This is a genomic window from Pseudarthrobacter sp. GA104, assembly GCF_009741265.1.
Taxonomy (GTDB): domain Bacteria; phylum Actinomycetota; class Actinomycetes; order Actinomycetales; family Micrococcaceae; genus Arthrobacter.
Genome location: NZ_WOWL01000001.1, coordinates 352862 through 377428, shown reverse-complemented (window position 1 = coordinate 377428; position 24567 = coordinate 352862). Strand labels below are relative to the sequence as shown.

28 protein-coding genes, 6 tRNA genes and 1 riboswitch are annotated in these 24567 nt (G+C 66.9%); of the genes, 21 read left to right on the top strand and 13 right to left on the bottom strand.

Annotation, left to right across the window (positions count from 1 at the left end; genetic code table 11):
- Positions 1-2: 2 nt before the first annotated feature.
- From GK109_RS01735 to GK109_RS01725, 3 genes are all read right to left on the bottom strand, one after another.
- On the bottom strand, positions 3-1370 hold the full coding sequence (locus tag GK109_RS01735; protein ID WP_157238459.1) for a DUF6421 family protein: 1368 nt from the start codon (positions 1368-1370) through the stop codon (positions 3-5).
- Between the two features lie 143 nt (positions 1371-1513).
- A complete protein-coding gene (gene msrB / locus GK109_RS01730) occupies positions 1514-2035 on the bottom strand; it encodes a peptide-methionine (R)-S-oxide reductase MsrB (RefSeq protein ID WP_157238458.1) in 522 nt (173 codons plus the stop codon).
- Positions 2036-2049: 14 nt separating this feature from the next.
- On the bottom strand, positions 2050-2541 hold the full coding sequence (locus tag GK109_RS01725; RefSeq protein ID WP_157238457.1) for a hypothetical protein: 492 nt from the start codon (positions 2539-2541) through the stop codon (positions 2050-2052).
- A gap of 124 nt (positions 2542-2665) precedes the next feature.
- On the opposite strand from GK109_RS01725, the gene GK109_RS01720 reads away from it, so the two are divergent.
- Complete coding sequence (locus GK109_RS01720; RefSeq protein ID WP_157238456.1) at positions 2666-3946, top strand: S9 family peptidase; 1281 nt, start codon at positions 2666-2668, stop codon at positions 3944-3946.
- Here GK109_RS01720 and ybaK read toward each other — a convergent pair.
- The 3 genes from ybaK to GK109_RS01705 are packed head-to-tail and all read right to left on the bottom strand — an operon-like array spanning position 3923 to position 5871.
- On the bottom strand, positions 3923-4429 hold the full coding sequence (gene ybaK, locus GK109_RS01715; RefSeq protein ID WP_157238455.1) for a Cys-tRNA(Pro) deacylase: 507 nt from the start codon (positions 4427-4429) through the stop codon (positions 3923-3925). The genes GK109_RS01720 and ybaK overlap by 24 nt on opposite strands.
- A 21-nt stretch (positions 4430-4450) precedes the next feature.
- The gene (locus tag GK109_RS01710; protein WP_197432387.1) at positions 4451-4909 is read right to left on the bottom strand and encodes a SufE family protein; all 459 of its coding nucleotides are present in this window, start codon (positions 4907-4909) and stop codon (positions 4451-4453) included.
- A gap of 38 nt (positions 4910-4947) precedes the next feature.
- Positions 4948-5871: a sulfurtransferase gene (locus GK109_RS01705; RefSeq protein WP_157238453.1), complete on the bottom strand. Its 924-nt coding sequence runs from the start codon at positions 5869-5871 to the stop codon at positions 4948-4950.
- Positions 5872-6087: 216 nt separating this feature from the next.
- Between GK109_RS01705 and zapE the strand changes: the two genes are divergently transcribed.
- Positions 6088-7125: a cell division protein ZapE gene (zapE, locus tag GK109_RS01700; protein WP_157238452.1), complete on the top strand. Its 1038-nt coding sequence runs from the start codon at positions 6088-6090 to the stop codon at positions 7123-7125.
- A gap of 136 nt (positions 7126-7261) precedes the next feature.
- Here the strand turns inward: zapE and GK109_RS01695 are convergent, their stop codons facing one another.
- The 6 genes from GK109_RS01695 to GK109_RS01670 all read right to left on the bottom strand — a co-directional run bounded on the left by GK109_RS01695 (position 7262) and on the right by GK109_RS01670 (position 8231).
- On the bottom strand, positions 7262-7525 hold the full coding sequence (locus tag GK109_RS01695; protein WP_321215975.1) for an antitoxin: 264 nt from the start codon (positions 7523-7525) through the stop codon (positions 7262-7264).
- Between the two features lie 159 nt (positions 7526-7684).
- Positions 7685-7756, bottom strand: a tRNA-Val gene (locus tag GK109_RS01690).
- Between the two features lie 39 nt (positions 7757-7795).
- Positions 7796-7868 (bottom strand) — tRNA-Gly (locus GK109_RS01685).
- A gap of 58 nt (positions 7869-7926) precedes the next feature.
- Positions 7927-8001: transfer RNA gene (locus GK109_RS01680), tRNA-Val, on the bottom strand.
- A gap of 39 nt (positions 8002-8040) precedes the next feature.
- Positions 8041-8111: transfer RNA gene (locus GK109_RS01675), tRNA-Cys, on the bottom strand.
- A gap of 47 nt (positions 8112-8158) precedes the next feature.
- Positions 8159-8231 (bottom strand) — tRNA-Gly (locus GK109_RS01670).
- Positions 8232-8528: 297 nt separating this feature from the next.
- Between GK109_RS01670 and GK109_RS01665 the strand changes: the two genes are divergently transcribed.
- The 14 genes from GK109_RS01665 (at position 8529) to hisF (ending at position 19736) form a co-directional block, all read left to right on the top strand.
- Positions 8529-8600: transfer RNA gene (locus GK109_RS01665), tRNA-Val, on the top strand.
- A 102-nt stretch (positions 8601-8702) separates the two neighbouring features.
- Complete coding sequence (locus GK109_RS01660; protein WP_157238451.1) at positions 8703-9563, top strand: cytochrome; 861 nt, start codon at positions 8703-8705, stop codon at positions 9561-9563.
- Positions 9564-9626: 63 nt separating this feature from the next.
- Positions 9627-10238 carry a peptide deformylase gene (gene def, locus GK109_RS01655; protein WP_157238450.1) on the top strand — a complete coding sequence of 204 codons (612 nt, stop codon included), beginning with the start codon at positions 9627-9629 and terminating at the stop codon, positions 10236-10238.
- Entirely contained in the window at positions 10235-11155 is a 921-nt protein-coding gene (fmt, locus tag GK109_RS01650; protein WP_370460310.1) for a methionyl-tRNA formyltransferase, read from the top strand. The genes def and fmt overlap by 4 nt, the downstream gene beginning before the upstream one ends.
- A complete protein-coding gene (locus GK109_RS01645) occupies positions 11152-12726 on the top strand; it encodes an RsmB/NOP family class I SAM-dependent RNA methyltransferase (RefSeq protein WP_157238449.1) in 1575 nt (524 codons plus the stop codon). The genes fmt and GK109_RS01645 overlap by 4 nt, the downstream gene beginning before the upstream one ends.
- Positions 12727-12744: 18 nt before the next feature.
- Complete coding sequence (gene rpe, locus GK109_RS01640) at positions 12745-13425, top strand: ribulose-phosphate 3-epimerase (RefSeq protein ID WP_323057416.1); 681 nt, start codon at positions 12745-12747, stop codon at positions 13423-13425.
- 39 nt (positions 13426-13464) lie between these two features.
- A riboswitch (FMN riboswitch) is annotated at positions 13465-13614 on the top strand.
- 290 nt (positions 13615-13904) lie between these two features.
- Positions 13905-14972: a bifunctional diaminohydroxyphosphoribosylaminopyrimidine deaminase/5-amino-6-(5-phosphoribosylamino)uracil reductase RibD gene (ribD, locus tag GK109_RS01635; protein ID WP_231754931.1), complete on the top strand. Its 1068-nt coding sequence runs from the start codon at positions 13905-13907 to the stop codon at positions 14970-14972.
- A complete protein-coding gene (locus GK109_RS01630; RefSeq protein ID WP_157238447.1) occupies positions 14972-15616 on the top strand; it encodes a riboflavin synthase in 645 nt (214 codons plus the stop codon). The genes ribD and GK109_RS01630 overlap by 1 nt, the downstream gene beginning before the upstream one ends.
- Positions 15613-16365 (top strand): 3,4-dihydroxy-2-butanone-4-phosphate synthase, encoded by a 753-nt coding sequence (gene ribB / locus GK109_RS01625; RefSeq protein ID WP_157238446.1) that lies wholly within the window; start codon positions 15613-15615, stop codon positions 16363-16365. The genes GK109_RS01630 and ribB overlap by 4 nt, the downstream gene beginning before the upstream one ends.
- Positions 16362-17102 carry a GTP cyclohydrolase II gene (gene ribA / locus GK109_RS01620; RefSeq protein ID WP_157238445.1) on the top strand — a complete coding sequence of 247 codons (741 nt, stop codon included), beginning with the start codon at positions 16362-16364 and terminating at the stop codon, positions 17100-17102. Before ribB ends, ribA begins: the two co-directional genes overlap by 4 nt.
- Positions 17103-17137: 35 nt before the next feature.
- Positions 17138-17626, top strand: coding sequence for a 6,7-dimethyl-8-ribityllumazine synthase (gene ribH, locus GK109_RS01615; protein WP_157238444.1), 489 nt, complete (start codon positions 17138-17140; stop codon positions 17624-17626).
- A 101-nt stretch (positions 17627-17727) separates the two neighbouring features.
- Positions 17728-17991 carry a phosphoribosyl-ATP diphosphatase gene (locus tag GK109_RS01610; protein WP_009358176.1) on the top strand — a complete coding sequence of 88 codons (264 nt, stop codon included), beginning with the start codon at positions 17728-17730 and terminating at the stop codon, positions 17989-17991.
- Positions 17992-18082: 91 nt separating this feature from the next.
- Positions 18083-18943, top strand: a complete 861-nt coding sequence (hisG, locus tag GK109_RS01605; protein ID WP_157238443.1) for an ATP phosphoribosyltransferase — start codon at positions 18083-18085, stop codon at positions 18941-18943.
- A gap of 16 nt (positions 18944-18959) precedes the next feature.
- On the top strand, positions 18960-19736 hold the full coding sequence (gene hisF / locus GK109_RS01600; protein ID WP_157238442.1) for an imidazole glycerol phosphate synthase subunit HisF: 777 nt from the start codon (positions 18960-18962) through the stop codon (positions 19734-19736).
- A gap of 73 nt (positions 19737-19809) precedes the next feature.
- Here the strand turns inward: hisF and GK109_RS01595 are convergent, their stop codons facing one another.
- Entirely contained in the window at positions 19810-20454 is a 645-nt protein-coding gene (locus GK109_RS01595; RefSeq protein WP_157238441.1) for a TIGR03085 family metal-binding protein, read from the bottom strand.
- A gap of 112 nt (positions 20455-20566) precedes the next feature.
- Between GK109_RS01595 and hisI the strand changes: the two genes are divergently transcribed.
- From hisI to trpC, 5 genes are all read left to right on the top strand, one after another.
- On the top strand, positions 20567-21010 hold the full coding sequence (gene hisI, locus GK109_RS01590) for a phosphoribosyl-AMP cyclohydrolase (protein WP_157238440.1): 444 nt from the start codon (positions 20567-20569) through the stop codon (positions 21008-21010).
- A 135-nt stretch (positions 21011-21145) separates the two neighbouring features.
- Positions 21146-22708 carry an anthranilate synthase component I gene (locus tag GK109_RS01585; RefSeq protein WP_157238439.1) on the top strand — a complete coding sequence of 521 codons (1563 nt, stop codon included), beginning with the start codon at positions 21146-21148 and terminating at the stop codon, positions 22706-22708.
- Positions 22705-23340, top strand: coding sequence for a Trp biosynthesis-associated membrane protein (locus tag GK109_RS01580; protein WP_323057345.1), 636 nt, complete (start codon positions 22705-22707; stop codon positions 23338-23340). The genes GK109_RS01585 and GK109_RS01580 overlap by 4 nt, the downstream gene beginning before the upstream one ends.
- A gap of 104 nt (positions 23341-23444) precedes the next feature.
- Positions 23445-23732 carry an HGxxPAAW family protein gene (locus GK109_RS01575; RefSeq protein ID WP_157238438.1) on the top strand — a complete coding sequence of 96 codons (288 nt, stop codon included), beginning with the start codon at positions 23445-23447 and terminating at the stop codon, positions 23730-23732.
- Positions 23732-24553 carry an indole-3-glycerol phosphate synthase TrpC gene (gene trpC, locus GK109_RS01570; protein WP_157238437.1) on the top strand — a complete coding sequence of 274 codons (822 nt, stop codon included), beginning with the start codon at positions 23732-23734 and terminating at the stop codon, positions 24551-24553. The genes GK109_RS01575 and trpC overlap by 1 nt, the downstream gene beginning before the upstream one ends.
- Positions 24554-24567: the final 14 nt, after the last annotated feature.

Below are 24567 nucleotides of genomic sequence, written 5' to 3'. Positions count from 1 at the left end.
TGTCACAGCGCGGATGCTCCAGTGATGCCGGCAGTGGATTCAATGACCGGGCGCATCTTCTTTTCCAGTGCTTCGTAGAACATGGACAGCGGGAATTCGTCATCGAGCACCTGGTCGGTGAGGCCGCGCGGCGGCCCCGCCAAGGGCAGCGCTTCCGGCCCCTTGGCCCAAACAGATGCCGGGTGGGGCGTGACGGTGGCGGAGATCAGCTGGTATGCAGCCAGCCAGTGGGCGGTTTTGGGGCGGTCGATGGAGCGCCAGTACAGGTCGTCGATGCGGGCGCCGAGGGCGATGACAGCATTGGCTACTTCATCCCAGTCGATGGTCAGCCGGGTGTCCGTCCAGTGCAGGACGCGCTGCTGGTGCAGCCACGCGAACAGCAGCTGGCCGCCCAGGCCGTCGTAGTTCCGGACGCGGCTGCCGGTGATCGCGAACCGGAAGACGCGGTCAAAGATGATGGCGTACTGCACCAGTTTGGCGTGGCGGCGGGCTTCAGGATCGGCGTCCTCGTCTTTTTCTATCCGCACGGATTCGCGGAACGCGGTCAGGTCGCAGCGCAGTTCTTCAAGGGAGTACAGGAAGAAGGGCATCCGCTGCTTGATCATGAACGGATCGAACGGCAGGTCGCCTCGCATGTGCGTCCGGTCGTGGATCAGGTCCCACATGACAAACGTGGCCTCGGTCAGGTCCTGGTCGGCGAGCATCTCCGCTGCCCCTTCCGGCAGTTCCAGGCAGGTGGTCTCGGCTGCGGCCTTGAGGACGCGGCGGAACCTGGCCGCCTCCCGGTCTGCGAAGATGGCCCCCCAGGTGAAGGTGGGGGTCTTGCTGACAGCGACGGTCTCAGGGAACAGCACGGCGGAATTGGTGTCATAGCCGGCGGTGAAGTCCACGAAGCGGATGGGAACGAACAGCTTGTTCGAGTAGTCTCCCGCCTCAAGGCCGGCAATGAACTCCGGCCAGATCACTTCGACCAGGACTGCCTCCACCAGACGGTTGCTGCTGCCGTTTTGGGTGTACATGGGGAAGACAACCAGGTGCTGCAGGCCGTCCCGGCGCTGTTTTTGGGGCTGGAATGCCAGGAGGGAGGAAAGGAAGTCGGGGGTGGCGAACCCGGCCTGGGCCCACCGCGAGAAGTCGGTGCAGGCAGCTTCCAGGTACGCCGCATCATGCGGGAAGGCTGGGCTGAGGGCACGAAGCGCATCGATGATCTCATTTACCAGGGCAGCAGCTGCTGCGTGGTGTGCGGGATCCGGAATGGAGCCGTCCTGGACCTGGAAGGCCTGGATGGCGGTGGCGGCTGCCTTGAGCCGGAGCCAGTCATTGTTTTCGGCTGAAATCCCGGTGACGGCGGTGGTCAGGGTTTCGGTCATCGTCGGCTGCCTTTCTGGTTGCTTGCTATCTATGGCGAGCGTAGCAAGCAACCAGCAGAGCTAATTGAAAAAGTAGCCAAACATAAGAATTACTTTGGCTCAGAGCCCTTTCCAGTGCCCGGAGCAGGTCTTTCCCTGCGGGATCAGGACTCCTGTTCCGGGCCTTTGACCTGCGGTTCCTCGGCGGGAACCAGCCGGATGGAGATGGAGTTGATGCAGTAGCGCTGGTCGGTGGGGGTCCCGTAGCCCTCGCCTTCAAACACGTGCCCCAGATGGGAGTCGCACGTGGCGCAGCGGACCTCCACCCGGTCCATTCCCAGCGTGCGGTCGTGGATGTAGCGGACGTTTCCTTCGGCAAGCGGGGCCCAGAAGGACGGCCAGCCGCAGTGGGAATCAAACTTTTCGTTGCTGGTGAACAGTTCCGCTCCGCAGGCGCGGCACTGGTACACGCCGGCAGTGTGGGTGTCCCAGTATTCGCCCGTGTACGGACGCTCGGTTCCCGCCTGGCGGAGCACGTGGTATTCCTCCGGCGTGAGCTCCTCGCGCCATTGCGCGTCGGTTTTTTCCACGCCGTTGCCCGGGACGCCGGCCCCGGCCGGACGCGCCTCCGTGGCCGGCGGTTCCGTGGCTTTGTTTCCGAAGATGCTGTTTCCGAAGATGCTCATAGACTTGTCAACGCTTACGAGTCGCCGATAAATCCCGAGCCTGCATACAGGTGGAGTACCGGCACGCCCAGTTGGTCCTGTGCCTTGTTGGCCCAGTCCGTATGGAAGGTGTCAGCGACGGCATGCGGCCGGGTGATCACCACGGCCTGCCCGGCGCCGGTTTCACGGACCTTGGCGACCAGCCCGTTGACGGCCCCGCCATCCACTATTTCCCCGGTGACGCCTGTGCCCAGTCCCTCCAGGGCGGCCAGGGATACGGCCAGGGTCTCCGCTGCCTGTGCCCGCTCCTGCGTGGGATCGGGGGTGTGGGCAGTGAGCTCCCTGAATGCCTTGGCAATGTCCAGCATCGAAAGGTTTTCAAGGAAGTCCACCAGCAGGTGCCGCTCGGTGTTTGCGGGCACGAGCACCACCAGGCGCGTTTCCGCTCCGTCCACCAGGCGCTCGATGTTCAGGCGGTCGTCCGCCCCCAGGGGTTCTTCGGTCAGGATGACGATCGGTTCACTCATGGCCCTAGCCTAGTCCCGGAGCCGGTCCATGCGCAGGGGGCGCCGCACCGGCGACGGGCAGGGGCAGGCCTGACGGTCCGCGGCGAAATGCGGGCTTCGGTGCCCGGGCGGTAAGAATAGTTCCATGGCACCTTTCCAGCGAACCCGCCCCGCCCCCGTTCATGGCCCCGAAACCGGTGGAATGTCGTTGCGGGCAAAATGGGCAATCGGGGGAGCGATCGGCGGGGGCGGCCTGGCCGGACTCCTGGGCGCCGGTTCGTCGGCGCTGGCGGTGTACTTCGCACGCCGGGTCATCACTCCCGCCCGGCAGCGGACGTCGGACCAGGAGATGCTTGCCGTCATCAGGGACGGCCAGGGGCAGCGGGCCATCTTTGCCGCGACTGACGACACCACGGTTGACGGCGTCTACGGATTCTTCTTCGACGGCGGCAAGGGGCACGCACGGATCGGCCGCATCGTCTCCTACTCGCCCGCCGACAGGACCGTGCTGCGCGAGGTTGAGGCGGTATACGCCGGCGATCTTTCCGCGGCGCGCCGCGGCTGGTGGAGCGGGGCCGTCTATCCGGACCCTGCCGCCGCCGGAATTCCCTATGAGGATGTCAGCATCGACGTAGAGCGCGGGCAGGCTCCCGCCTGGCTGGTCCGCGCCGGCGGCACGGCCCGAACCTGGGCGGTGATGGTGCATGGACGCGGCGCCACCCGGCAGGAGGCGCTGCGCGCGGTCGGTCCCGCGCTGGAGCTGGGGCTCACCAGCCTCCTGGTTTCCTACCGGAATGACGGCCTGGCGCCATCCGCCGACGACGGCCGCTACGGCCTGGGCTCCACGGAATGGCGTGACATTGAAGCTGCCATCGAGTACGCGCTGGCCAACGGGGCGGAAGAAATCGTGCTGTTCGGCTGGTCGATGGGAGGCGCCATCTGCCTGCAGACCGCCGACCTGTCCCGCTACCGGCACCTGATCCGGGCCATGGTGCTCGATGCGCCCGTCACCGACTGGGTCAATGTGCTGGCCCACCACGCACAGCTGAACAGGATCCCCTCCCTGGTGGGGCGGTATGGCCAGCTTATGCTGGGGCACCCCCTGGGCAGGCGGCTCACCGGACTGTCCGCGCCCGTGGACCTGAAGGTGATGGACTGGGTGTCCCGCGCAGTTGAGCTGCGGACGCCCACCCTGATCCTCCACAGCGTGGACGACGAATATGTGCCCTACGAGCCTTCGGCCCTGCTTGCGGAGCGAAACCCGGAGATGGTGACCTTCGAGCCCTTCCACCAGGCCCGGCACACCAAGGAATGGAATGTCGACCCCGACCGCTGGGAAGGCCAGGTCAAGGCCTGGCTGCGGCAGCAGCTGGCTCCCAGGCTCAACCCGGGCGCCTTGAGCTCAATGGCTTCCGGGGGCGAGTGAGCTGATGGAGGCCGTGACGGCGTCCGTGAGGCGGACCAGGTCCGCCGGTGCCAGCTCGATGTCCAGCCCGCGCCTGCCACCGGAGACCAGCAGGGTGTCCAGCGCCAGGGCGCTGGCGTCCAGCACAGTGGGGGACGGCAGCCGCTGGCCCAGCGGTGAAATGCCGCCGAGCACGTAGCCGGTGCGCCGTTGGGCCGCCGCGGGATCTGCCATTGCCGCCTTCTTGGCTCCCAGTGCTGCGGCGAACGCCTTCAGGTCAAGGGTTCCGCTGACCGGTACGATTCCCACGGCCAGCCGCCCCTCCACTTCCACCATGAGGGTCTTGAAGACCCTCGATGGATCGACGCCCAGGACCTCGGCCGCTTCCGCACCGTAGCTAGCGGCTGCGGGATCGTGGGTATACGGGTGGAGCACAAAGGGAACCCCGGCCGCGGCCAGAGCCGCTGTTGCCGGGGTTCCCTGTGCTGCGCTCTTGCGTGCCATGGGTGCTTTCCGCCGCGGGTGCTAGGAACGTCCGGCAGTAGCCGCAGCGACCCTGCGCTTGATCCTCCCCAGCATCGCGGTCATGCCCCGCATGCGCAGGGGCGTGATGGCCCTGGTGAGCCCCAGGAGCTCGGGCATGTCGTCCGGAACCGAGAGGATCTCCTCGGCGGACAGCCCGTCCAGGCCCTCATGGAGCACGCCGGCGAAGCCGCGTGTTGTGGGAGCCTCCGCAGGGGCCTTGAAGAACAGCCGCACGGCGGCGCCGGGCCCGCCCTCACTCTCCGTCTCGATGGTCAGGAAGAGCGGAGACTGGCACTCCACGACCTGTTCCAGCAGTTCGGGGTGGTCCTTGAGCCGGTCCGGCAGTTCCGGGAGGCCCTGGGAGAATTCCAGCAGCAACTGGAGCCGCTCGGGTTCAGTGAGGGCCTGGAAGTCGTCCACGATTGCCGCCAGGGCGGAAGGCAAGGCTTGAGTAGTCATCAGTCCAAGTCTACGCAATTACGCCGCCGCGGGCCGCGTCAGGCGCCGACGGCGGCAGGGACGGAACCGCGTTCCGCACCCTTGGCGATCGGTACGCGCACGGCGTTGCCCCATTCGGTCCAGGAGCCGTCGTAGTTACGGACGGTGTCGAAGCCGAGGAGGTATTTGAGGGCGAACCAGGTGTGACTGGAACGTTCGCCGATACGGCAGTAGGCCACGACGTCGTCGCCTGCCTTCAGGCCTGCTTCGCCAAGATAGAGGGCTTCAAGTTCCTCCCGGCTGCGGTAGGTGCCGTCCGCGGCGGCAGCGCGTGCCCACGGGATCGACGCAGCAGTGGGAATGTGGCCGCCGCGCAGGGCGCCTTCTTCCGGGTACGCCGGCATGTGGGTGCGCTGGCCGGTGTATTCCTCGGGGGAGCGGACATCGATGAGCGGCTTGCCGAAGTGCGCAAGGACGTCTTCCTTGAAGGCGCGGATGGGAGCGTCGTTGCGCTCAACAACCGGGTAGTCGGCCCTGGCAGGTGCCGGCTTCTCCGTGGTGAGTTCGCGTCCTTCGGCAATCCACTTGTCCCGGCCGCCGTCGAGGAGCCGCACATCCTCGTGGCCGAAAAGGGTGAAGACCCACAGGGCGTAGGCGGCCCACCAGTTGGACTTGTCTCCGTAGATGACCACGGTGCTGTCACGGGAAATCCCCTTCGACGCCGCCAGTTCCGCGAACGCGGCCCCGTCCACGTAGTCGCGGGTCACTTCGTCATTGAGGTCCGTGTGCCAGTCGATCTTTACGGCGCCGGGGATGTGGCCGGTTTCGTACAGGAGCACGTCCTCGTCGGATTCCACTACCACCAGCTCTCCGTTGGCGGCAGCGCCACTTTCCAGGGCGGCAGCAAGCCACTCCGTGGAAACCAGCCGCTCCGGGTGGGCGTAGGCGGCGAACTTCTCATTCTGTTCAACGGGATAGGGCATTTTTCCTGGCCTTTCATTGAGGACACGGGCGGCCTGCTGGACCTGAAGGGGACCTGGTTCCACCCTAGCCAGCGCCCCGGGCCATGTCCGCATTCCGTTAACAGGGCGCAATGTTGCCTTCATCACGCCGGCCGCCACAGGGACCTGCGGCATTAAAAGCCCGGGCGCAATGCCGGTATCCTTTCTGGGGACCACCCACCAGCAGAACGGACCACCTTGGTACAGATCGAACAGCTTGCCGCCCGCACTCCGGCAGTTTCGGTGGATGAACTCCTTAAAGGGTTTTACCCGTCACCGCGATTCGGCCAGGTTTCCTTTGCCAGCTACCGCCCCGATCCCAAGCAGCCCAGCCAGTCCGCCGCCGTGCGGGCGTTGGAGGGCTTTGCCGACGGCGTCGGTTCCAACGGCGGTGGGGGGCTGTTCAAGAAACTGTTCGCGAAGAAGGACGGTTCCCGCGCCGGCATCTACCTTGACGGCGGGTTCGGCGTCGGCAAGACCCACCTGCTGGCCTCGTTGTGGCACGCGGCGCCCGGCCCGAAGGCCTTCGGCACGTTCGTGGAGTACACCAACCTGGTGGGTGCCCTGTCCTTTCGCAAGACAGTTGAGGCGCTCAGCAGCTACAAACTTGTCTGCATCGATGAATTCGAGCTCGACGATCCGGGCGACACTGTCCTGATGTCCCGGCTGATGCGCGAGCTGGCCGACGCCGGGGTGAAACTGGCAGCCACCTCCAACACGCTGCCAGGATCGCTGGGCGACGGCAGGTTCGCGGCGGTGGACTTCCAGCGCGAGATCCAGGTGCTGGCGGACCAGTTCGACGTCATCCGGATTGACGGGGAAGACTTCCGCCACCGGGGCCTGCCCGCGGCGCCGGCCCCGCTGAAGAACAGCGAACTGTCCTCCCACATGAAGGCGGAGTTCGACGGAAAGACGGTTGCGCAGGACGAGTTCAGCACCCTGATTGCGCACCTGGCCGGGGTGCACCCCAGCCGCTACCGCCAGCTGATCGACGGCATTGACGGGGTGGTGTGGCGCAACGTGCACACCATCACGGAGCAGGCTGTGGCGCTCAGGTTCGTGGTGCTTGCCGACAGGCTGTACGACAAGGACGTGCCCATCCTTGCCAGCGGCGTGCCGTTCGACCAGCTCTTCACCGAGGACATGATGACCGGCGGCTACATGAAGAAGTACTTCCGCGCTGTCTCCCGCCTCACCGCGCTGGCCCGCGAGGGCCAGAACCACGAGCCGTCCTAGGCCTCAGGCGGCTGCCGGCCACCCGCCGTCGTCCTTGAATGCCGGCAGTCCTTAAACGCCAAAGGTGCAGGTGCCGCCTCCCGGCGGGACCTGCACCCCCTTGACGTGCTAGGGCAAGACCCTGGCCAAATCCTTGTTACGGAGTCCTGTCAGCCGGCGGAACCGGGTTGACGGGAGTGACCGGCGGAACCTGCTCAGCGGCAGGTGCCTGGCCCGGGGTTCCGTTCTTGTCAATGAGCTTGGAAGCGCCATTCTGGACTTTGTCGACGTGGCCCGAGTACTTGCCTCCGGTCTTGGTGTCGACGAAATCACCGGCCTTGTTGATGCCGTTCTTGATGGCCTGCTCGTTGCCGCGGATGAGACCCTGAGCCTTGCCCTTTAGATCGTCAATCAGTCCCACGAGCACCTCCCTTCAATCGCGGAGCCAGGTCGCTCCTCCGCGTTCGATCCTAGCCCTGCGGGGAACACCCAACAAGGAAACCGGGGGCTTTGGCCGTTCGCCCGTAGCGGATGCAGGCTACCGGGCAAGAAAAAAGCAGCTCCGGGGAGCTGCTGCATGTGGGCGATACTGGGATCGAACCAGTGACCTCTTCCGTGTCAGGGAAGCGCGCTACCGCTGCGCCAATCGCCCGGAACCGGAAGCCCGGCTTATGGGATTTTAGAGTAAGAGAGCGGACGACGAGATTCGAACTCGCGACATCCACCTTGGCAAGGTGGTGCTCTACCAGCTGAGCTACGTCCGCGTATGAAGTGCGTTCCGGCCGGAGCCGGTGCGTACTGCATGAAGCAAGTTTCCTTGCTTGGTGGGCGATACTGGGATCGAACCAGTGACCTCTTCCGTGTCAGGGAAGCGCGCTACCGCTGCGCCAATCGCCCATTGCATCCGGTTCAATCCGGAAACCATGGTTTTCACCGAGGTGGGTACGGGATTCGAACCCGTGTATACGGCTTTGCAGGCCGCTGCCTCGCCTCTCGGCCAACCCACCGTGTAAGCGTCGGTTCCGGAGAACTTTTGCTGTGACAGTGTCCTGCGAGCGGACGACGAGATTCGAACTCGCGACATCCACCTTGGCAAGGTGGTGCTCTACCAGCTGAGCTACGTCCGCATTTTGGAGGGTTGATTCCTTGCCGTTCCCGGCATTTCCTCGCGTTCCAACGAGTAAAAACAATATAGGAGGTTCAGGGATTCTCCAAATCGCCCCCGCCAGGTGCGCGCGGCGTGACCGTGCTTCCCAGTGCTGGCGCGGAAGCAGGTGAGTTACAGGGGTGTAATTCACGACGGCGGACGGGGACCTTTTGGCTCTTCCCTTGCCCTGTTGCGGGGCCGCAGCAGGGCGGCCCGGGCGGGTCGAGGCCGGCGATTTTTGAATTACGTAAACGTCGGCTAGCATTCAAATGCATCAGGGCGATTGGCGCAGTGGTAGCGCGCTTCGTTCACACCGAAGAGGTCACTGGTTCGAACCCAGTATCGCCCACCGCACAGAGGTCCGTTTCCGCTCGTTCGCAGCGGAAACGGGCCTTTTTGTTTGCGGATCCTGCCTGCAGATTTTGTCGGCCCCCTGTGAAAGAGTTTTTCTATGACAGCTCCACTCCTCGCCCATGCCACCGAATACGGCCGGATGTACGCCCGCTCCACGTCGGAGCAGTTCTCGGTTCCCTCCATCACCACGGTCATCAGCCAGCAGCCGCACGGACTGGACGGCTGGTTCGGGTACATGGGAGCGAGCAGCCTGGCCAAGGATCCGCTGCTGGCGGACTGCCTGGGGAGCCCGGCCAAAATTAAGCAGGCCGTCAACCGTGCGGCCAAGGCTGCCGAAAACTACCGCGATGACGCGGCGAAGCGCGGGGACCGGGTACATAACTATTGCGAGCAGGTGGCGCTTCGTGCGTTGGGGCGTCCCCACGCCATGAAGGAGGCCCGCGAGGCCTTGGCCGCCAACGGGGAAGAGGCCTTCGCTGTCCGGTTCGATGAATGGTGGGACCTGTTCCGGGTGGAACCCATCGCCCCGGAAATCACCGTCTGGAACAACGCCGTGGGGTACGCCGGCACCCTGGACCTGGTGGCCCGCATCAACGGCCGCGTCTGCCTGATCGATTACAAGACCAAGGGCACCACGCGGGACGGCCTGGTCAAGCCGCTCGATGACAAAGTGGTGATGCAGCTGGTGGCCGGCATGAAGGCCGAAGAAAGCCTGGTGGACCCCGAGGCAGGGACGTGGGAGCCCTGGCAGTACGGTGAAAACCCTGTCCTGCTGGCGGTGGCCATCGGTGAGACGGAGGTCCGTCCCGTGCGCGCCAACCCGGAAGTCCTGAAGCATCACTGGTGGAAGTTCTGCGCCCTGCGGCGGGTCTGGGAGCTGTCCGCGGACACCATCAGCGCCGGCGCGGCGCTGCTTCCCATCGCCCCGCCGCCGCTGGCGCAGGTGCAAACGGCCTAGCAGTTTCTCTGCGCCTAAACTGGATTGGTCCCCTTTGCCGTCAATCGTGAGGAACTACAGCGCATGGCTATCCTGAATATCCGCATCATTGGTGACCCTGTGCTGCGCACAGTTGCCGATCCCGTGACGGAATTCGGGCCGGAGCTGGCCAAGCTGGTCGCGGACATGACCGAAACCATGGAGGACGTGGACGGTGCAGGCCTGGCCGCGCCGCAGGTAGGCGTAAGCCAGCGCGTTTTTACCTACCGCATCGACGGCGTCGAGGGCCACATCATCAATCCTGTGCTGGAAAACAGCGAGGACTACCAGCCCGACCATGTGGAAGGCTGCCTGTCCATCCCCGGCCTCAGCTTTCCGGTGCGGCGTTTCCGCGCCACCCGCGTCACCGGCGTCGACATGCACGGCAACCCTGTCACGGTGGAGGGGGAGGGGCTCCTGGCCCGCTGCTTCCAGCACGAGAACGACCATCTGGACGGCATCCTCTACACGGACCGGCTCGAGGGTGAGGACCGGAAGACCGCCCTGCGGTCCATCCGCAACGCCAACTACGACTCCATCGCCGAACGTACGACGACGAAACGCGCCAGGACTGTCGGGTCCAGTTTCGGCGGCCCCGCCCAAGGCTCCCCGCGGGGCTCGAGCTTTGGCGCCGGGGCAGCCGGCGGCGCAGGGTGAGGGTCCTGTTTGCGGGAACCCCCGCCGTCGCCGTCCCTTCGCTGGATGCGCTCGTAAAAGCCGGCTTCGAGGTTGCTGCTGTCCTGACGCGCCCGGATGCCCCCGTGGGCCGCAAGCGCGTGCTCACGCCGTCCCCCGTCGCTGCGCGCGCGGCTGACCTGGGAATCGAGGTCATCCACGCCGCCCGCGTGGACGCGGAGGCAACGGCCAGGATCTCCGGGGTAAACCCTGACGTCGCCGCCATCGTGGCCTACGGCGGACTGGTTCCGCCGGCCGCCCTCGCGATCCCGCGGCACGGCTGGATCAACCTGCACTTTTCCCTGCTGCCGGCCTGGCGCGGCGCGGCCCCGGTACAGCGCGCCATCATGGCAGGGGACGATGTCACCGGAGCGGTGACCTTCCAGCTGGAGGAAGGACTGGATACGGGACCCGTGTTCGGCACCCTCACGGAATCAGTGGGGCCGGAGGACACGGCGGGAGAGCTCCTTGAGCGGCTGTCCCACAGCGGCGGCGTGCTCCTGGCCCAGACATTGTCCGCCATCGAGGCAGGGAAGGCCTTCCCGCAACCCCAGGCGGGCGAGGTTTCCCACGCGCCGAAGTTGACCCTCGAAGATGGCCACCTTCAGTGGAACCATCCGGCGCTGGCGATCGGGCGGCAGGCCCGGGGCGTAACCCCCGAACCCGGTGCGTGGACCTTCCTGGACGGACAGCGCGTCAAGCTGGAACCGGTCCGGCTGCGGCCCGATGTCACCGGCCTTGCCCCCGGGACCCTGTTCCTCGAAGGCAAGAGCGTGCTGGTCGGCACGGGATCGCACGCCGTGGAACTGACCCGCATCCAGCCTGCGGGCAAAAAAATGATGGCCGCTGCCGACTGGGCACGCGGCATGGCTTCCCTTGAAAGTGTGGTGTTCGAATGAGCGCGTCCGGCGGCAATCCAGGCGGAGGCGGCAACGCCGGGCGCGGCGCTGCGGGCGGCGGCCGCGGCAAGGGGGGATCCCGGGACAGCAGCCGGCGGAATGCCCAGGGCCGTGAACGCAACCGCGGTCCGCAGCGCAGCTTCACGGAAAACGCGCCCTCCCAACGGACCCGCCGGGCCGATCCCGCGCGGCTGGTGGCCTTCGAAGTCCTGCGCGCCGTCGCTGCCGAGGACGCCTACGCCAACCTCGTGCTGCCGGCACGGATCCGCCACCACGGGCTGGACAAGCGCGACGCCGGCTTCGCCACCGAACTTACGTACGGTGCCCTGCGGGGCCAAGGCACCTACGACGCCATCCTGGCGCGCTGCGTGGACCGCCCGCTTGACCAGCTTGACCCGGCAGTCCTGGACGCGCTGCGAATCGGAACCCACCAGCTGCTGGCCATGCGCGTCCCTGCACACGCCGCCCTCGACCAGACCGTCGGCCTGGCGCGTGCCGTGATCGGAGCAGGGCCCTCAGCGCTCATTAACGCTGTCCTCCGCAAGGTTGCTGCACGCACCCTTGAGGAGTGGCTGGACGTGCTGGTGGCCGGAGAGACCGACGAAACAAGAATCGCTGCACTCCGCTACGCCCACCCGGAATGGATCGTCCGCGCCATGCGCCAGTCCCTGGTGGCGCATGGCCGGCAGGCCAGCGAAGTGAACGACCTCCTGGAAGCGGACAACGCCGCCCCCGTGGTCAACCTGGTGGCCCTGCCAGGCCTGGGCAACCTGGACGAGGTGCTGGAGAACGGTGCCATTCCGGGCGAGCTCGTCCAGGGTTCTGCCCTTTCCAGCGGCGGTGACCTGGGGCGGTACTCCTCCGTCCGGGAAGGAACCACCCGGGTCCAGGACGTTGGCTCGCAGCTGGTGGCCCGCGCCATGGCCGCCGTTCAACTCGACGTGCCGGCAGGCGGGACAGGCAATTCGAAGGCGGAGGCGTGGCTGGACCTCTGCGCCGGCCCCGGCGGAAAGGCAGCCCTGCTGGGCGCCCTGGCCAGGCAGCGGGGCGCAACGCTGCTGGCCAATGAACCCGCTCCCCACCGCGCCAAGCTCGTCAGCCAGGCGCTCTCGGCCGTGCCGCCGGAAACCTGGCAGGTCCGGACCGGAGACGGCCGCGAGGTCGGATCCGAAGCGCCCGAATCATTCGACCGTGTCCTCGTGGACGTCCCCTGCAGCGGCCTCGGCGCATTGCGGCGCCGGCCGGAATCCCGGTGGCGCCGTTCACCCAAGGACCTCGCGGACCTCGGTCCACTGCAGCGCGAGCTGCTGGCCTCCGCCCTGGCAGCGGTTCGTCCGGGGGGAGTGGTGGCCTATGTGACCTGTTCACCGCATCCGGCGGAGACGACGGCCGTCGTGGCTGATGCCCTCCGCAAACGCGATGACCTGGAACTCCTTGACGCCGGAGCGGCGCTGGACGCCGTCAGCCTCCCCGGAAAGCTGGACGCCGGGCATGACTCCACGGCCCAGCTTTGGCCGCATGTCCACGGCACAGACGCCATGTTCCTCGCGCTCATCCATAAGAAGCCCTGACCCGTGAAAGGTTCCCCCGTGACGCAATGCTGCATCAATCCGAGCATCCTCTCAGCCGACTTCGTCAACCTGGAGGCCGAGCTGCAGCGCATCAGCACCGCTGACGCCGTGCACGTGGACGTCATGGACAACCACTTCGTCCCCAACCTGACCATCGGACTGCCTGTGGTGCAGCGCATCCAAGAGGTGAGCCCCATACCCCTGGACGCGCACCTGATGATCGCTGACGCAGATCGTTGGGCGCCGGGCTTCGCCGACGCCGGCCTGGCGTCCGTCACGTTTCACGCGGAGGCGTCGATCGCGCCCGTGAAGCTGGCGCGCGAACTTCGCAGCAGGGGGTCGAAAGCCGGCATGGCAATCCGGCCGGCTACCCCCGTGGAGCCCTACCTGGACATGCTGTCCGAGCTGGACATGCTGCTCATCATGACGGTGGAGCCCGGATTCGGCGGCCAGGCCTTCCTGGACCTCACCCTGCCCAAGATCCGGCGGGCCAGGGCTGCCATCGACGGCTCCGGGATCGGGGTGGCCATCCAGGTTGACGGCGGCATCACTGAAGAAACAATCGTCCGGGCCGCGGAAGCAGGCGCCAACGTATTCGTTGCCGGCTCCGCCGTCTACGGCGCCGAAGACCCCGCGGCGGCCATCGAGAGGCTGCGCCGGGAGGCAGGCAGGACGTTACACGCGGTGACGGGGGAATAGCCGGGAGCCGGTGCCGGTTATGGCACAATAGCAACACACATACGTGCTCCGGGGTCGGTGTAAGTCCGAACCGGCGGTGACAGTCCGCGACCCGCGAGCCGGTGGTTTCCGCAAGGAAATCCCGGCGGACGGTTGAACCGGTGAAATTCCGGTACCGACAGTTAAAGTCTGGATGAGAGAAGCACGTACAGCTGTATCTGTGGGGCCATTCCGGCGCCGCAGCCTTCTGCTGTCGTAAACCCCCGGAGCCATCGCGGTTCGAGAGGGAAGGAACGACACGGAATGAACCCCAAGCGATGGCTCTTCGATGCCAAACACCCTGCCGCTTCACCGGAGGGCGCAGCCGCCGCGCCGGTCGCCGCATGACGGCGGGCAACCCGGCCACGGCTGACGCAATCAGCACGGAGCCGCATCCGGGCCACCCCCCGGGGCACGCTGACGGGGTGGTTACCGCCTTCAGTGCTGCCGAGTCCGGAGCCATGGGGGCTGCCCTCAAGGCAGCCCTGCGGGGCCCGCGGGGGGCGAACCCGTTGGTGGGCGCCGTCGTCGTGGATCCTGCAGGCCGCCACCTCGTCACCGGTTTCCACCGCGGCGCCGGCACCGCGCATGCAGAGGCGGATGCGATCAGCCAGGCAACAGCCGCGGGCCTGGATCTCTCCGGCTGCACCATGGTGGTTACCCTGGAACCCTGCAACCACGTGGGACGCACAGGCCCTTGCGCCGAGGCCATCATTGCCGCCGGAATAACGGACGTGGTGTACGCGGTGGATGATCCGCATGACCCGGCAGCAGGCGGAGCGGCAACGCTGCGCGCCGCGGGCGTCCGCGTCCGCAGCGGGCTCGGGGCCGCGGAGTCCCTGGACCTGAACCGCCAATGGTTTGAGGCTGTGACGGCGAAACGGCCTTTCGTCACCCTCCACATCGCCCAGACGCTGGACAGCCGCATCGCGGCCGAGGACGGCACCAGCCAGTGGATTTCCAGCCCGGAATCCCTGGCCGACAACCATGCCATCCGCAGCCGGATCGATGCCATCCTGGTGGGCACCCAGACCGTCCTGGTGGACAATCCGCGGCTCACCGCCCGGAACGCATCGGGAGCACTGGCGGCGAGCCAGCCGGTGCGGGCCGTTATGGGGCTGCGGGACGTCCCCGCCGGCGCCGCCGTACGCGGAACAGACGGACTCGTGGCGCATCTCCGCACCCGTGACCCGCGCGAGGCACTGACCATGCTGTACCGATCCGGGACACGCCACGTCATGGTGGAGGGAGGCTCGCGCATCCTGAGCGCGTTCCTCTCTGCCGGGCTGGTCGATGAACTCATCGTGTATTTGGCGCCCACCCTGCTGGGCTCCGGTACGCCGGCCCTCGGGAGCCTGGGGATCACCACCCTCGCCGATGCCCAGCAATGGGACTGGGACGGGTCCGACGGCGGTGCCGTGCGAAAGCTGGGCCGGGACCTGCGACTTCACCTTAGACCGCAACGGACCGTTGCACTGGATCCTCAACCAACCCGCGACAGCGCGGAGCCAGCCCAGGGAGGCTACTGATGTTTACCGGAATTATTGCCGAACAAGGGCACGTCCTGTCCGTGGAGCGGGACGGGAACGCCAGCGCCACCGTACGGCTCCACGCGCCCGGCACCACCGAAGGGCTCGCGCTCGGCGGCTCCATCGCCGTCAACGGGGTGTGCCTCACGGCCACGGAGATCAACGGCAAGGAATTCAGCGTTGACGTGATGGGGGAAACCCTGGTCCGCAGCACCATTGGCGAACTTGCGCCGGGTGATTCGGTCAACCTTGAACGCTGCGTTCCGGCCGGCGGCCGGCTTGACGGGCATGTGGTGCAGGGGCACGTGGACGGCGTCGGGGTGCTGCTGGAACGCGAGGCCCTCGGCAACTGGGAGCGGCTTCGGTTCGGCGTGCCCGCCAACCTGGCGCGCTACATAGCGGAAAAGGGCTCCATCGCCATCGACGGCGTCTCGCTCACGGTGACCGCAGTCAGTGAGGCCAGTGAGCAGGCGCCCTGGTTTGAGGTGGGGCTCATTCCCACAACCCTGGCTGAAACCGGCCTCGGCGCCAAGAGCACCGGCAGCCGGGTGAACCTGGAAGTGGACGTCCTGGCCAAGTACACCGAACGCCTGCTGGCGTTCAATGCCCCGTCGCCCGCCGCCGTTGAGGGAGGGACCCGATGAACGCCGCAGTAAAGCTGGAACAGGCAGGGCCGGCCGGATCCGCCGCCCCTGCTGCCCGAACCGGCGGGCCAGCGGCTGCCCTTGGACTCGACACCATCGAAGAAGCCGTACGGGCCATCGCCGCCGGCAGGCCCGTGCTGGTGGTGGACAACGAGGACCGGGAGAACGAGGGCGACATCATCTTCGCCGCCCAGCATGCCACCCCGGCCCTGATGGGGTGGACCATCCGCTACAGCTCCGGTGTTATCTGTGTTCCGCTGTCCGGGGACCGGGCGGACGCCCTGGCACTGCCGCCGATGGTGGCGGTCAACGAGGACGCCAAAGGTACGGCCTACACGGTGTCCTGTGATGCCGCCTTGGGTGTGAGCACCGGGATCTCCGCAACTGACCGGGCCCTGACGGCCCGCGTCCTCGCGGATCCGCAGGCCGGGCCGGAGGCCGTGACCCGTCCGGGGCATATTTTCCCGCTGCGGGCCGTTAAAGGGGGAGTGCGGGAACGCCCCGGCCACACCGAAGCGGCCGTGGACCTGTGCCGGCTCGCCGGACTGGAAGCTGTGGGCGTAATCGCCGAAGTTGTCTACGACGACGGTGAGATGATGCGGCTGGACGGGCTTCGCGCCTTCGCTGCCGAACACGGGTGCCCACTGATCTCGATTGAAGACCTGGTGGCCTACCTCGAGGCAGCGGGCACATCGGTTGGCAGCAATACCCGGGCAGGACGCGCGGGCGGAGAAGAGGAGATACGATGACGGCTTCCGGAGCTTCGGGCAACGGCCACCACCCTTCAGGGTCGGGCAACGGCCACCACCTGGAGGCGGGCAACGGCCAGATGCCCCATCCCGTCAGCGGCGGACCCATCGTGCAGCTGCCGACGGCTTTCGGCGACTTCATTGCCCAGGCGTGGACGGACCTGGTCACCGGCCACGAGCACCTTGCCGTCAGCTCCCCCAACCCGCCCAAGGACGGGAAAGCACCCCTGGTCCGGCTGCACTCCGAGTGCCTGACCGGGGATGTCTTCGGCTCCTACCGCTGCGACTGCGGGGAACAGCTTGCCTACGCCCTGGAGATGATCGGCGAGCAGGGCGGCACCCTGCTGTACCTGCGCGGCCAGGAGGGCCGCGGCATCGGCCTCGCCAACAAGATCAAGGCCTACGCGCTGCAGGAAGCCGGCTTCGACACCGTCGAGGCCAACGAGCAGCTGGGCCTGCCGGTGGATGCCCGCTGCTACAAGGCTGCCGCCCAGGTGCTCGCGGAAATGGGGCTGCACGAGGTGCGGCTCCTGAGCAACAATCCGGACAAGCAGAACAGGCTGGCGAAGGCCGGTGTCAGGGTGGTGGAGATGGTCCCCACGGAGGTGCCCTCCCGCGACCAGAACATCCGGTACCTGCAGACCAAGAAGGACCGCATGGAGCACCGGCTGACGCTCGATACCCACGTGGCCGCCGTCCCCGCCGCCGCTGATTCCTTTGACCACGAACAAGACTGACCACACCACAAGACTGAACGGAACAGAACTGACTTATGAGCGGACACGGCGCCCCCGACATCGACCTCACCACCCTCAACCCCGCGGAAACCTCGCAGCTGCGGCTGGCCATCGTGGCAGCAAGCTGGCACACGCAGATCATGGATGGCCTCCTGGACGGCGCCCTGCGGGCCGCCAAGGACGCCGGGATTGCCGAGCCCACTGTCCTGCGCGTCCCCGGCAGCTTTGAGCTTCCCGTGGCTGCCGCGCGGCTGGCGCCGCACTTTGACGCCGTGGTTGCCCTCGGCGTCGTCATCCGTGGCGGAACCCCGCACTTTGACTACGTGTGCCAGGCCGCGACGTCGGGCCTCACCGATGTCAGCGTGCGCACCGGGGTCCCGGTGGGCTTCGGCGTCCTGACGTGCGATACGGAACAGCAGGGCCTGGACCGTGCGGGCCTGCCGGGCTCCAAGGAAGACAAAGGCCACGAGGCCGTCACCGCGGCCCTCGCCACTGCCGTTGTGCTCAAGCAGTACGGCAAGTAGCACGCCCCGCATGGCGGGCGCGTGTGTATTCGCTCACATCGCGCCCGTCATGCAACGGCCCGGGAAGCGCCCTTTGGGCCGCAGCAAGTAGGCTGTAGGGCGTGAAGAATTTCGAGACGCTGTTCGCTGAGCTCAGCGAGAAGGCAGCCACCCGCCCGGAAGGCTCCCGCACCGTCGCTGAATTGGAGTCCGGTGTTCACGGCATCGGCAAGAAAGTCGTTGAGGAAGCAGCCGAAGTGTGGATGGCTGCCGAATATGAATCCGATGAAGCCGCGGCCGAGGAAATCTCCCAGCTGCTGTACCACCTGCAGGTCCTGATGCTCGCCAAAGGCCTCACCCTGGAAGACGTCTACAAGCATCTGTAGCCACCGGCCCGGCGCGCCCCACGCCGCCGGTGCCCGCCGTGGCCTGCATTGCCTGCACACCTAGACCTCCCTCCACCCAGAAAGACCTTCCATGCTGCGAGTTGCCGTCCCCAACAAGGGCTCCCTGTCCGAAGCCGCATCCGCCATGCTGTCCGAGGCGGGGTACCGCCAGCGCCGTGATTCCCGCGAGCTGGTGATGGTGGACCCGGACAACGAGATTGAGTTCTTCTTCCTCCGTCCCCGCGACATCGCCGTGTACGTCGGCCAGGGAACGCTCGACGTCGGCATCACCGGCCGCGACCTGCTCCTGGACGCCGAGGTGGAGGCTGAAGAGCTCCTTCCGCTTGGTTTTGCTGCCTCCACGTTCCGTTTTGCGGGTCCCGTGGGAGACTTCGCCAAGGTTGAGGAACTGGAAGGGAAGCGGCTTGCCACGAGCTACGACGGCCTCCTCCGCGGCTACCTTGCCGGGCGCGGCATCAAGGCCAAGGTGGTCCGCCTGGACGGCGCCGTGGAGTCCTCGGTCCGCCTGGGCGTCGCGGACGCCATCGCGGATGTCGTCGAAACCGGCAACACCCTCAAGGCCGCCGGGATGGAGATCTTCGGCGAACCCATCCTGAAGTCCGAAGCCGTCCTGATCCGCCGGACCGGCGAAGGCGGTGCCGCGAACGGCACGGCCAAGGAGATCGAGGTCCTGATCCGCCGGCTCCAGGGCGTGCTGGTGGCACGCCAGTACGTGCTGATGGACTACGACATCCGCAAGGAGCTCGTGGAACAGGCCGCTGCCCTCACGCCAGGCCTGGAATCGCCCACGGTCTCGCCGCTGCGCGACTCGGACTGGGTTGCCGTCCGGTCCATGGTGCCCAAGAAGGAAACCAACCGGATCATGGACGAGCTGTACGATCTCGGCGCCCGCGCCATCCTGGTCAGCAGCATCCACGCCTGCCGCATCTGATTTCCAGGAGAATCCCATGGCTGTAGCTGTACGAGTCATTCCCTGCCTCGACGTGGACGCCGGGCGCGTCGTCAAAGGCGTCAACTTCGAGGGCCTGCGCGACGCCGGCGACCCCGTGGAGCTCGCCCACCGCTACGACAACGCCGGGGCGGATGAACTGACCTTCCTGGACGTGACGGCGTCCTCCGGCAACCGCGAAACCACGTTCGATGTAGTCCGCAGGACGGCCGAAGAGGTCTTCATCCCGCTGTGCGTTGGGGGCGGCGTGCGGGGAGTCGCGGAGGTGGACAAGCTGCTGCGCTACGGCGCGGACAAGGCGTCCATCAACACGGCGGCGGTGGCGCGGCCGGATGTCATCAACGAGATTACCCGGCACTTCGGTTCCCAGGTCCTCGTCCTGTCCGTGGACGCCCGCCGCACCCGCCCGGGATCCCGGCCAACGCCGTCGGGATTTGAAGTGACTACCCACGGCGGACGCACAGGCACCGGGATCGACGCCATTGAATGGGCCAGGGAAGCCGCGGACCGCGGCGTGGGGGAGATCCTGCTGAACTCCATTGATGCCGACGGCACCAAGGACGGGTTCGACCTCGAACTGATCAAGCTGGTCCGGGCCGCCGTCAAGGTGCCCATCATCGCCTCCGGCGGCGCGGGAGAGCCTGCGCACTTTCCGCCCGCCGTCGCGGCCGGAGCTGACGCCGTCCTGGCAGCATCCATCTTCCACTGGGGCCCGGACAACATGATGTCGCAGGTCAAGGACGCCATCCGGGACGCGGGTTTCGAAGTCCGCTGACCAATAGCAACGCGGGGTCACTTCCAGCCCAAAAACCTTGGTTTATTGAGCCGGATGTGACCCCGCGTTGTTTTTAGAGCCCGACTTCCGCTGACTGGAGCAGCGCGACGGCGTCCGGCTGGCCTTCGAAGGTCACCAGCGCGTGGCGGGTCCGGCCGTGGGCATGCATCAGCAGTTCGCCCGGCTCGCCCACGATGGCCACCGAAACAGGGGCCCGCTTGGCCACATGGCGAGGCCCGGACGGGCGCACCAGGACGATGCCCAGGTCCACACCGCGGTACAGGATGGCGGCGCGTTTGACGAGTTCGTCCCACAGGGCTTCCGAGTAGGCCTCGTCCAGTGCCCGGGGCGCCCAGCGGTCAACCGCCCGGCGGATATCCTCCGTGTGGACGAAGTACTCGATGAGGTTGGAGCTTTCGTCCAGCGCCTTGATGTTCATCGGCGACAGTGCCGGGGGCCCCGCGCGGAAGGTGTTGACGAGTTTCGCGTACTCCTCGGGCGTGGTGAGCTTCGCGGCGAGCCTGGCAGTCGCCTGGTCCGAGGCCTTGGCGAGGCGCTTGATGATCAGGCCCAGCCCCACGGCCGCCTTGCGTTCGCGCAGGTAAAGGTGGGCGGCAAGGTCCCTGGTACGCCAGCCCTTGCAGAGCGTGGGCGCGTCAGGTCCCGCCGCAAGCAGGGTCTCGGCAAGGACTTCTCGGGACGGTTCGACGAAATGCATCACTTGTGAAACTAGCACGACACGCGCAGGGTTGGGCAGCACGTCCGCCCCTGCTGGCGTGCCGTCGTTCACACACAATCGGGGGCCGGGTGGAGGCACTAGACTTGACCTGATGTCTGAGCAGCCCGCCCCCGTCCTGAACCCCGGTATTGCCGCGCCCGCAGCCACTTCGCCCGGCCAGTCCCCGGCCCCGCTGGCGAGCCCGCTTCCCGCGGAGCTGGCAGCCGCGCTGAAGCGTGACAGCGCCGGCCTGGTGGCCGCCGTCGTCCAGCAGTACGACACCAACGAGGTCCTGATGCTGGGCTGGATGGATGACGAAGCCCTGCACCGGACCATGACCACCGGCCGCGTTACCTTCTACTCGCGCTCCCGCCAGGAGTACTGGCGCAAGGGGGACACCTCCGGGCATGTGCAGTGGGTCAAATCGGTGGCGATGGACTGCGACGGCGACGCGCTGCTTGTGCGCGTTGACCAGGTGGGGGCCGCGTGCCACACCGGCACACGCACGTGCTTCGACGGCCGGGACCTGGCTGTTGCCACAGGCCAGGCAGGCTGACCCTTTTTCTGACAGCCCGCTGCGGAAGGGGGCCGGGCCACCCCCTCCAAGCGCAACCACCGCCGGGATTCCCGGCCCCAGGCACCTGGCCCTTCCAGAACCGGCCCCTACCAGAACAGGCGGAACAGCATAGCCATGCAGGACCTTGGAATCATCAGCCCCGGCCTTGAGGAGTTCCGGGAACTGGCCGGCCATAGCCGCGTCATCCCCGTCCGGCTCAAGGTGCTCGCGGACGCCGAGACGCCCATCGGCCTTTACCGCAAGCTGGCGCAGGGGCAGCCTGGCACCTTCCTGATGGAATCCGCTGCGGTGGGCGGCGCCTGGTCCCGTTACTCGTTCATCGGCGCCAAATCCCGGGCGACATTGACCACCAAGGACGGCCACGCGCACTGGCTGGGTGAACCGCCGGCGGGTGTTCCCGTGGACGGCAGCCCCGTCGACGCCATCCGCGACACCATCGAAGCCCTCCGCACCGACAGGTTCGAGGGGCTGCCGCCGTTCACCTCCGGCCTGGTGGGATTCCTGGGCTGGGAGACCGTCCGGCACTGGGAACGCCTGGTGAGCCCTCCGGAGGACGACCTGCACCTGCCGGAAATGGCGCTGAACCTGGTGACCGACATGGCCGTCCACGACAACGTTGACGGCACGGTGCTGCTCATTGCCAACGCCATCAACTTCGACAACAGCTCCGAACGGGTGGATGAGGCCTGGCACGACGCCGTGGCCAGGGTCAAGGCGCTCCTTGCCAAGGTCAGCAGCCCCGTTGCGCAGCCCGTGTCCGTCCTCGCTCCGGCGGCACTGGACTTCGCCTCCAGCGTCCAGGAACGCTGGGACGAAGCCGAGTACCTGGCGGCCCTGGACCGTGGCAAGGAAGCCATCGTTGACGGTGAGGTGTTCCAGGTGGTCATCTCGCGCCGCTTCGAGATGGAATGCAAGGCGTCTGCCTTGGACGTCTACCGGGTCCTGCGGAACACCAACCCCAGCCCGTACATGTACATTTTCAGCCTCGAGGACGCCGACGGCCGGGAGTACTCGATTGTGGGTTCCTCGCCGGAGGCCCTCGTCACGGTGACCGGTGAAGAAGTCATCACCCACCCCATCGCCGGCTCGCGCCCGCGCGGCAAGACGGTGGAGGCGGACAAAGCCCTCGCCGACGAGTTGCTGGCGGACCAGAAGGAACGCGCCGAACACCTGATGCTCGTGGACCTCTCACGCAACGATCTCTCCAAGGTCTGCGTAGCGGGAACCGTGGACGTCACGCAGTTCATGGAGGTGGAACGCTTCAGCCACATCATGCACCTGGTGTCCACCGTCGTTGGCCGGCTCTCGCCCAAGGCCAAGGCCTATGACGTGCTCAAGGCCACGTTCCCGGCCGGCACCCTGTCCGGGGCCCCGAAACCCCGCGCCCTGCGCCTCCTGGACGAACTCGAGCCGCACCGCCGGGGTATCTACGGCGGCGTGGTGGGCTACCTGGACTTCGCGGGCGACATGGACATGGCCATTGCCATTCGTTCGGCGCTGATCCGGGACGGGCGTGCGTACGTCCAGGCCGGAGGCGGGATCGTTGCTGATTCGGTCAACCCGACGGAGGCCCTGGAAACGGTCAACAAGGCAGCGGCACCGCTCCGGGCGGTCCACACGGCCGGTTCCCTGCAGAACATTTCGGCGGACTCGCTGCCCGGGGCGGACTCCCGGTGACTGGCAGCGGACCGGCGGCAGCGCAAACGGGGACTGCCGGCAGGCGCACGCCGGCGTGGGCACGCAAGTCCACGCTGGTGCTGCTTATTGCGGTCCTGGCGCTGGCGGTCTTCGGCACCACCACCCAAACCTGGATGACCGTCACGCTCGATCCGAACCAGGTGGGCCAGGCCGGGGCCGCGCAGGACGCGCTTGAGGTCCAGGGAAGCAAGGCTGCCACCACCGTCACTGCACTGGCGCTGGTGGCCCTCGCCGGCGGCCTGGCGGCAGCCATAGCGGGCAGGATTGCGCGGTGGATCATCACCGCCATCATTGTCCTTGCCTCCGCTGGAATTGTCGCCGCAGCAGCAACAGTCCTGGCCAACCCGCTGGCGGCCGCCCAGGGCTCCATTGCGGAAGCGACCGGCATCACCGGAAGCCAGGCGCTTGTTGCCGTCACCGCCTTTCCCGTCCTCGCCGTCGTCGCAGGCTGCCTGCTGGCCCTCGCCGCGCTGGTTATTCCCTTCGCCGCGCGGCACTGGAAGGCGCGGACGAAATATGACGTGCCGGCCACGGGCAGCGTTGCCGCCTCCGGTCCCGTGGATGAAATCGACAGCTGGGACCGGCTGTCACGAGGCGACGATCCCACCTGACCCGGCGGATACGCACCGCCGCTCCCGGCAGGGTCCCGGCGGATAACCGGTCACCGGCCAAAAAATGGCAGAATGTAAGCAGTATTCACCCTGAGGAGATTTCCATGAGCAAAGCACCTGCATCCGTTTCCAAGTCCGGCACCCGAACGGTGGCCCCCGGCGCCATCGACCACAGCCAGGAACTCGGCCACGGCAACAGCCCCGCAGCCTGGACCTGCGTCATCGTCATGCTGGTGGGCGCCCTCATCGCATCCATTGCCTTCGTGATCGCCAGCACGCCCATCTTCATCGCCGGCGCCGGCGTCATGGTGCTGGGCCTGATCCTCGGATACGTCATGCGTAAGGCAGGCTACGGCGTCGAAGGCAGCAAGCTGAAGAACTCCGGCCACTGATGTCCACTGTTCTCGATGACATCAACGCTGGTGTCAGGGAGGATATGGAGGCCCGGAAGCAGCTCGTTTCGCTGGCTGAACTGAAGGACCTGGCGGAGGCGGCGGCACCTGCCCGCGACGCGTGGGCAGCCCTTGGCGGAACCTCCCCGTCACGGAACGAGCTCAAGGTCATCGCGGAAATCAAACGCCGCAGCCCCTCCAAGGGTGACCTCGCCGCCATCGGCGATCCCGCGTCCCTCGCCCGGCAGTACGCCGACGGCGGTGCCTCCGTGATCAGCGTCCTCACCGAGCAGCGCCGCTTCAACGGGTCCCTGGCCGACCTCGATGCGGTGCGCGCCGCCGTCGACGTGCCGCTGCTGCGGAAAGACTTCACGCTGGACGAGTACCAGATCTGGGAGGCCCGCGCCCACGGCGCGGACCTGATCCTGCTCATCGTTGCTGCACTCTCGGACGCCCAGCTCGCCGAATTCAGCGGCCTCAGCCACGAACTTGGCATGAACGTCCTTGTGGAGACGCACACGGAAGAGGAAATCGAGCGGGCAGTGGCCGCGCAGGCGCGCATCATCGGCGTCAACGTGCGGAACCTGAAGACGCTCGACGTCGACCGTTCAGTTTTCGCCTCCCTGGCCGGGCGGATCCCGGCCGGCGCAGTCGTGGTAGCCGAGTCCGGCGTCCGCGACGCCGGCGACGTCACCCACTACGCCGCCAGCGGCGCCAACGCCGTGCTTGTGGGCGAGGCGCTGGTCAGCCACTCGTCGCCGCGGGAGCGGATCGCCGAGTTCAAGGCAGCCGGCGCCGCCGCCATAGCAGCCCGGGGCTGAGGCCAACGCACCTG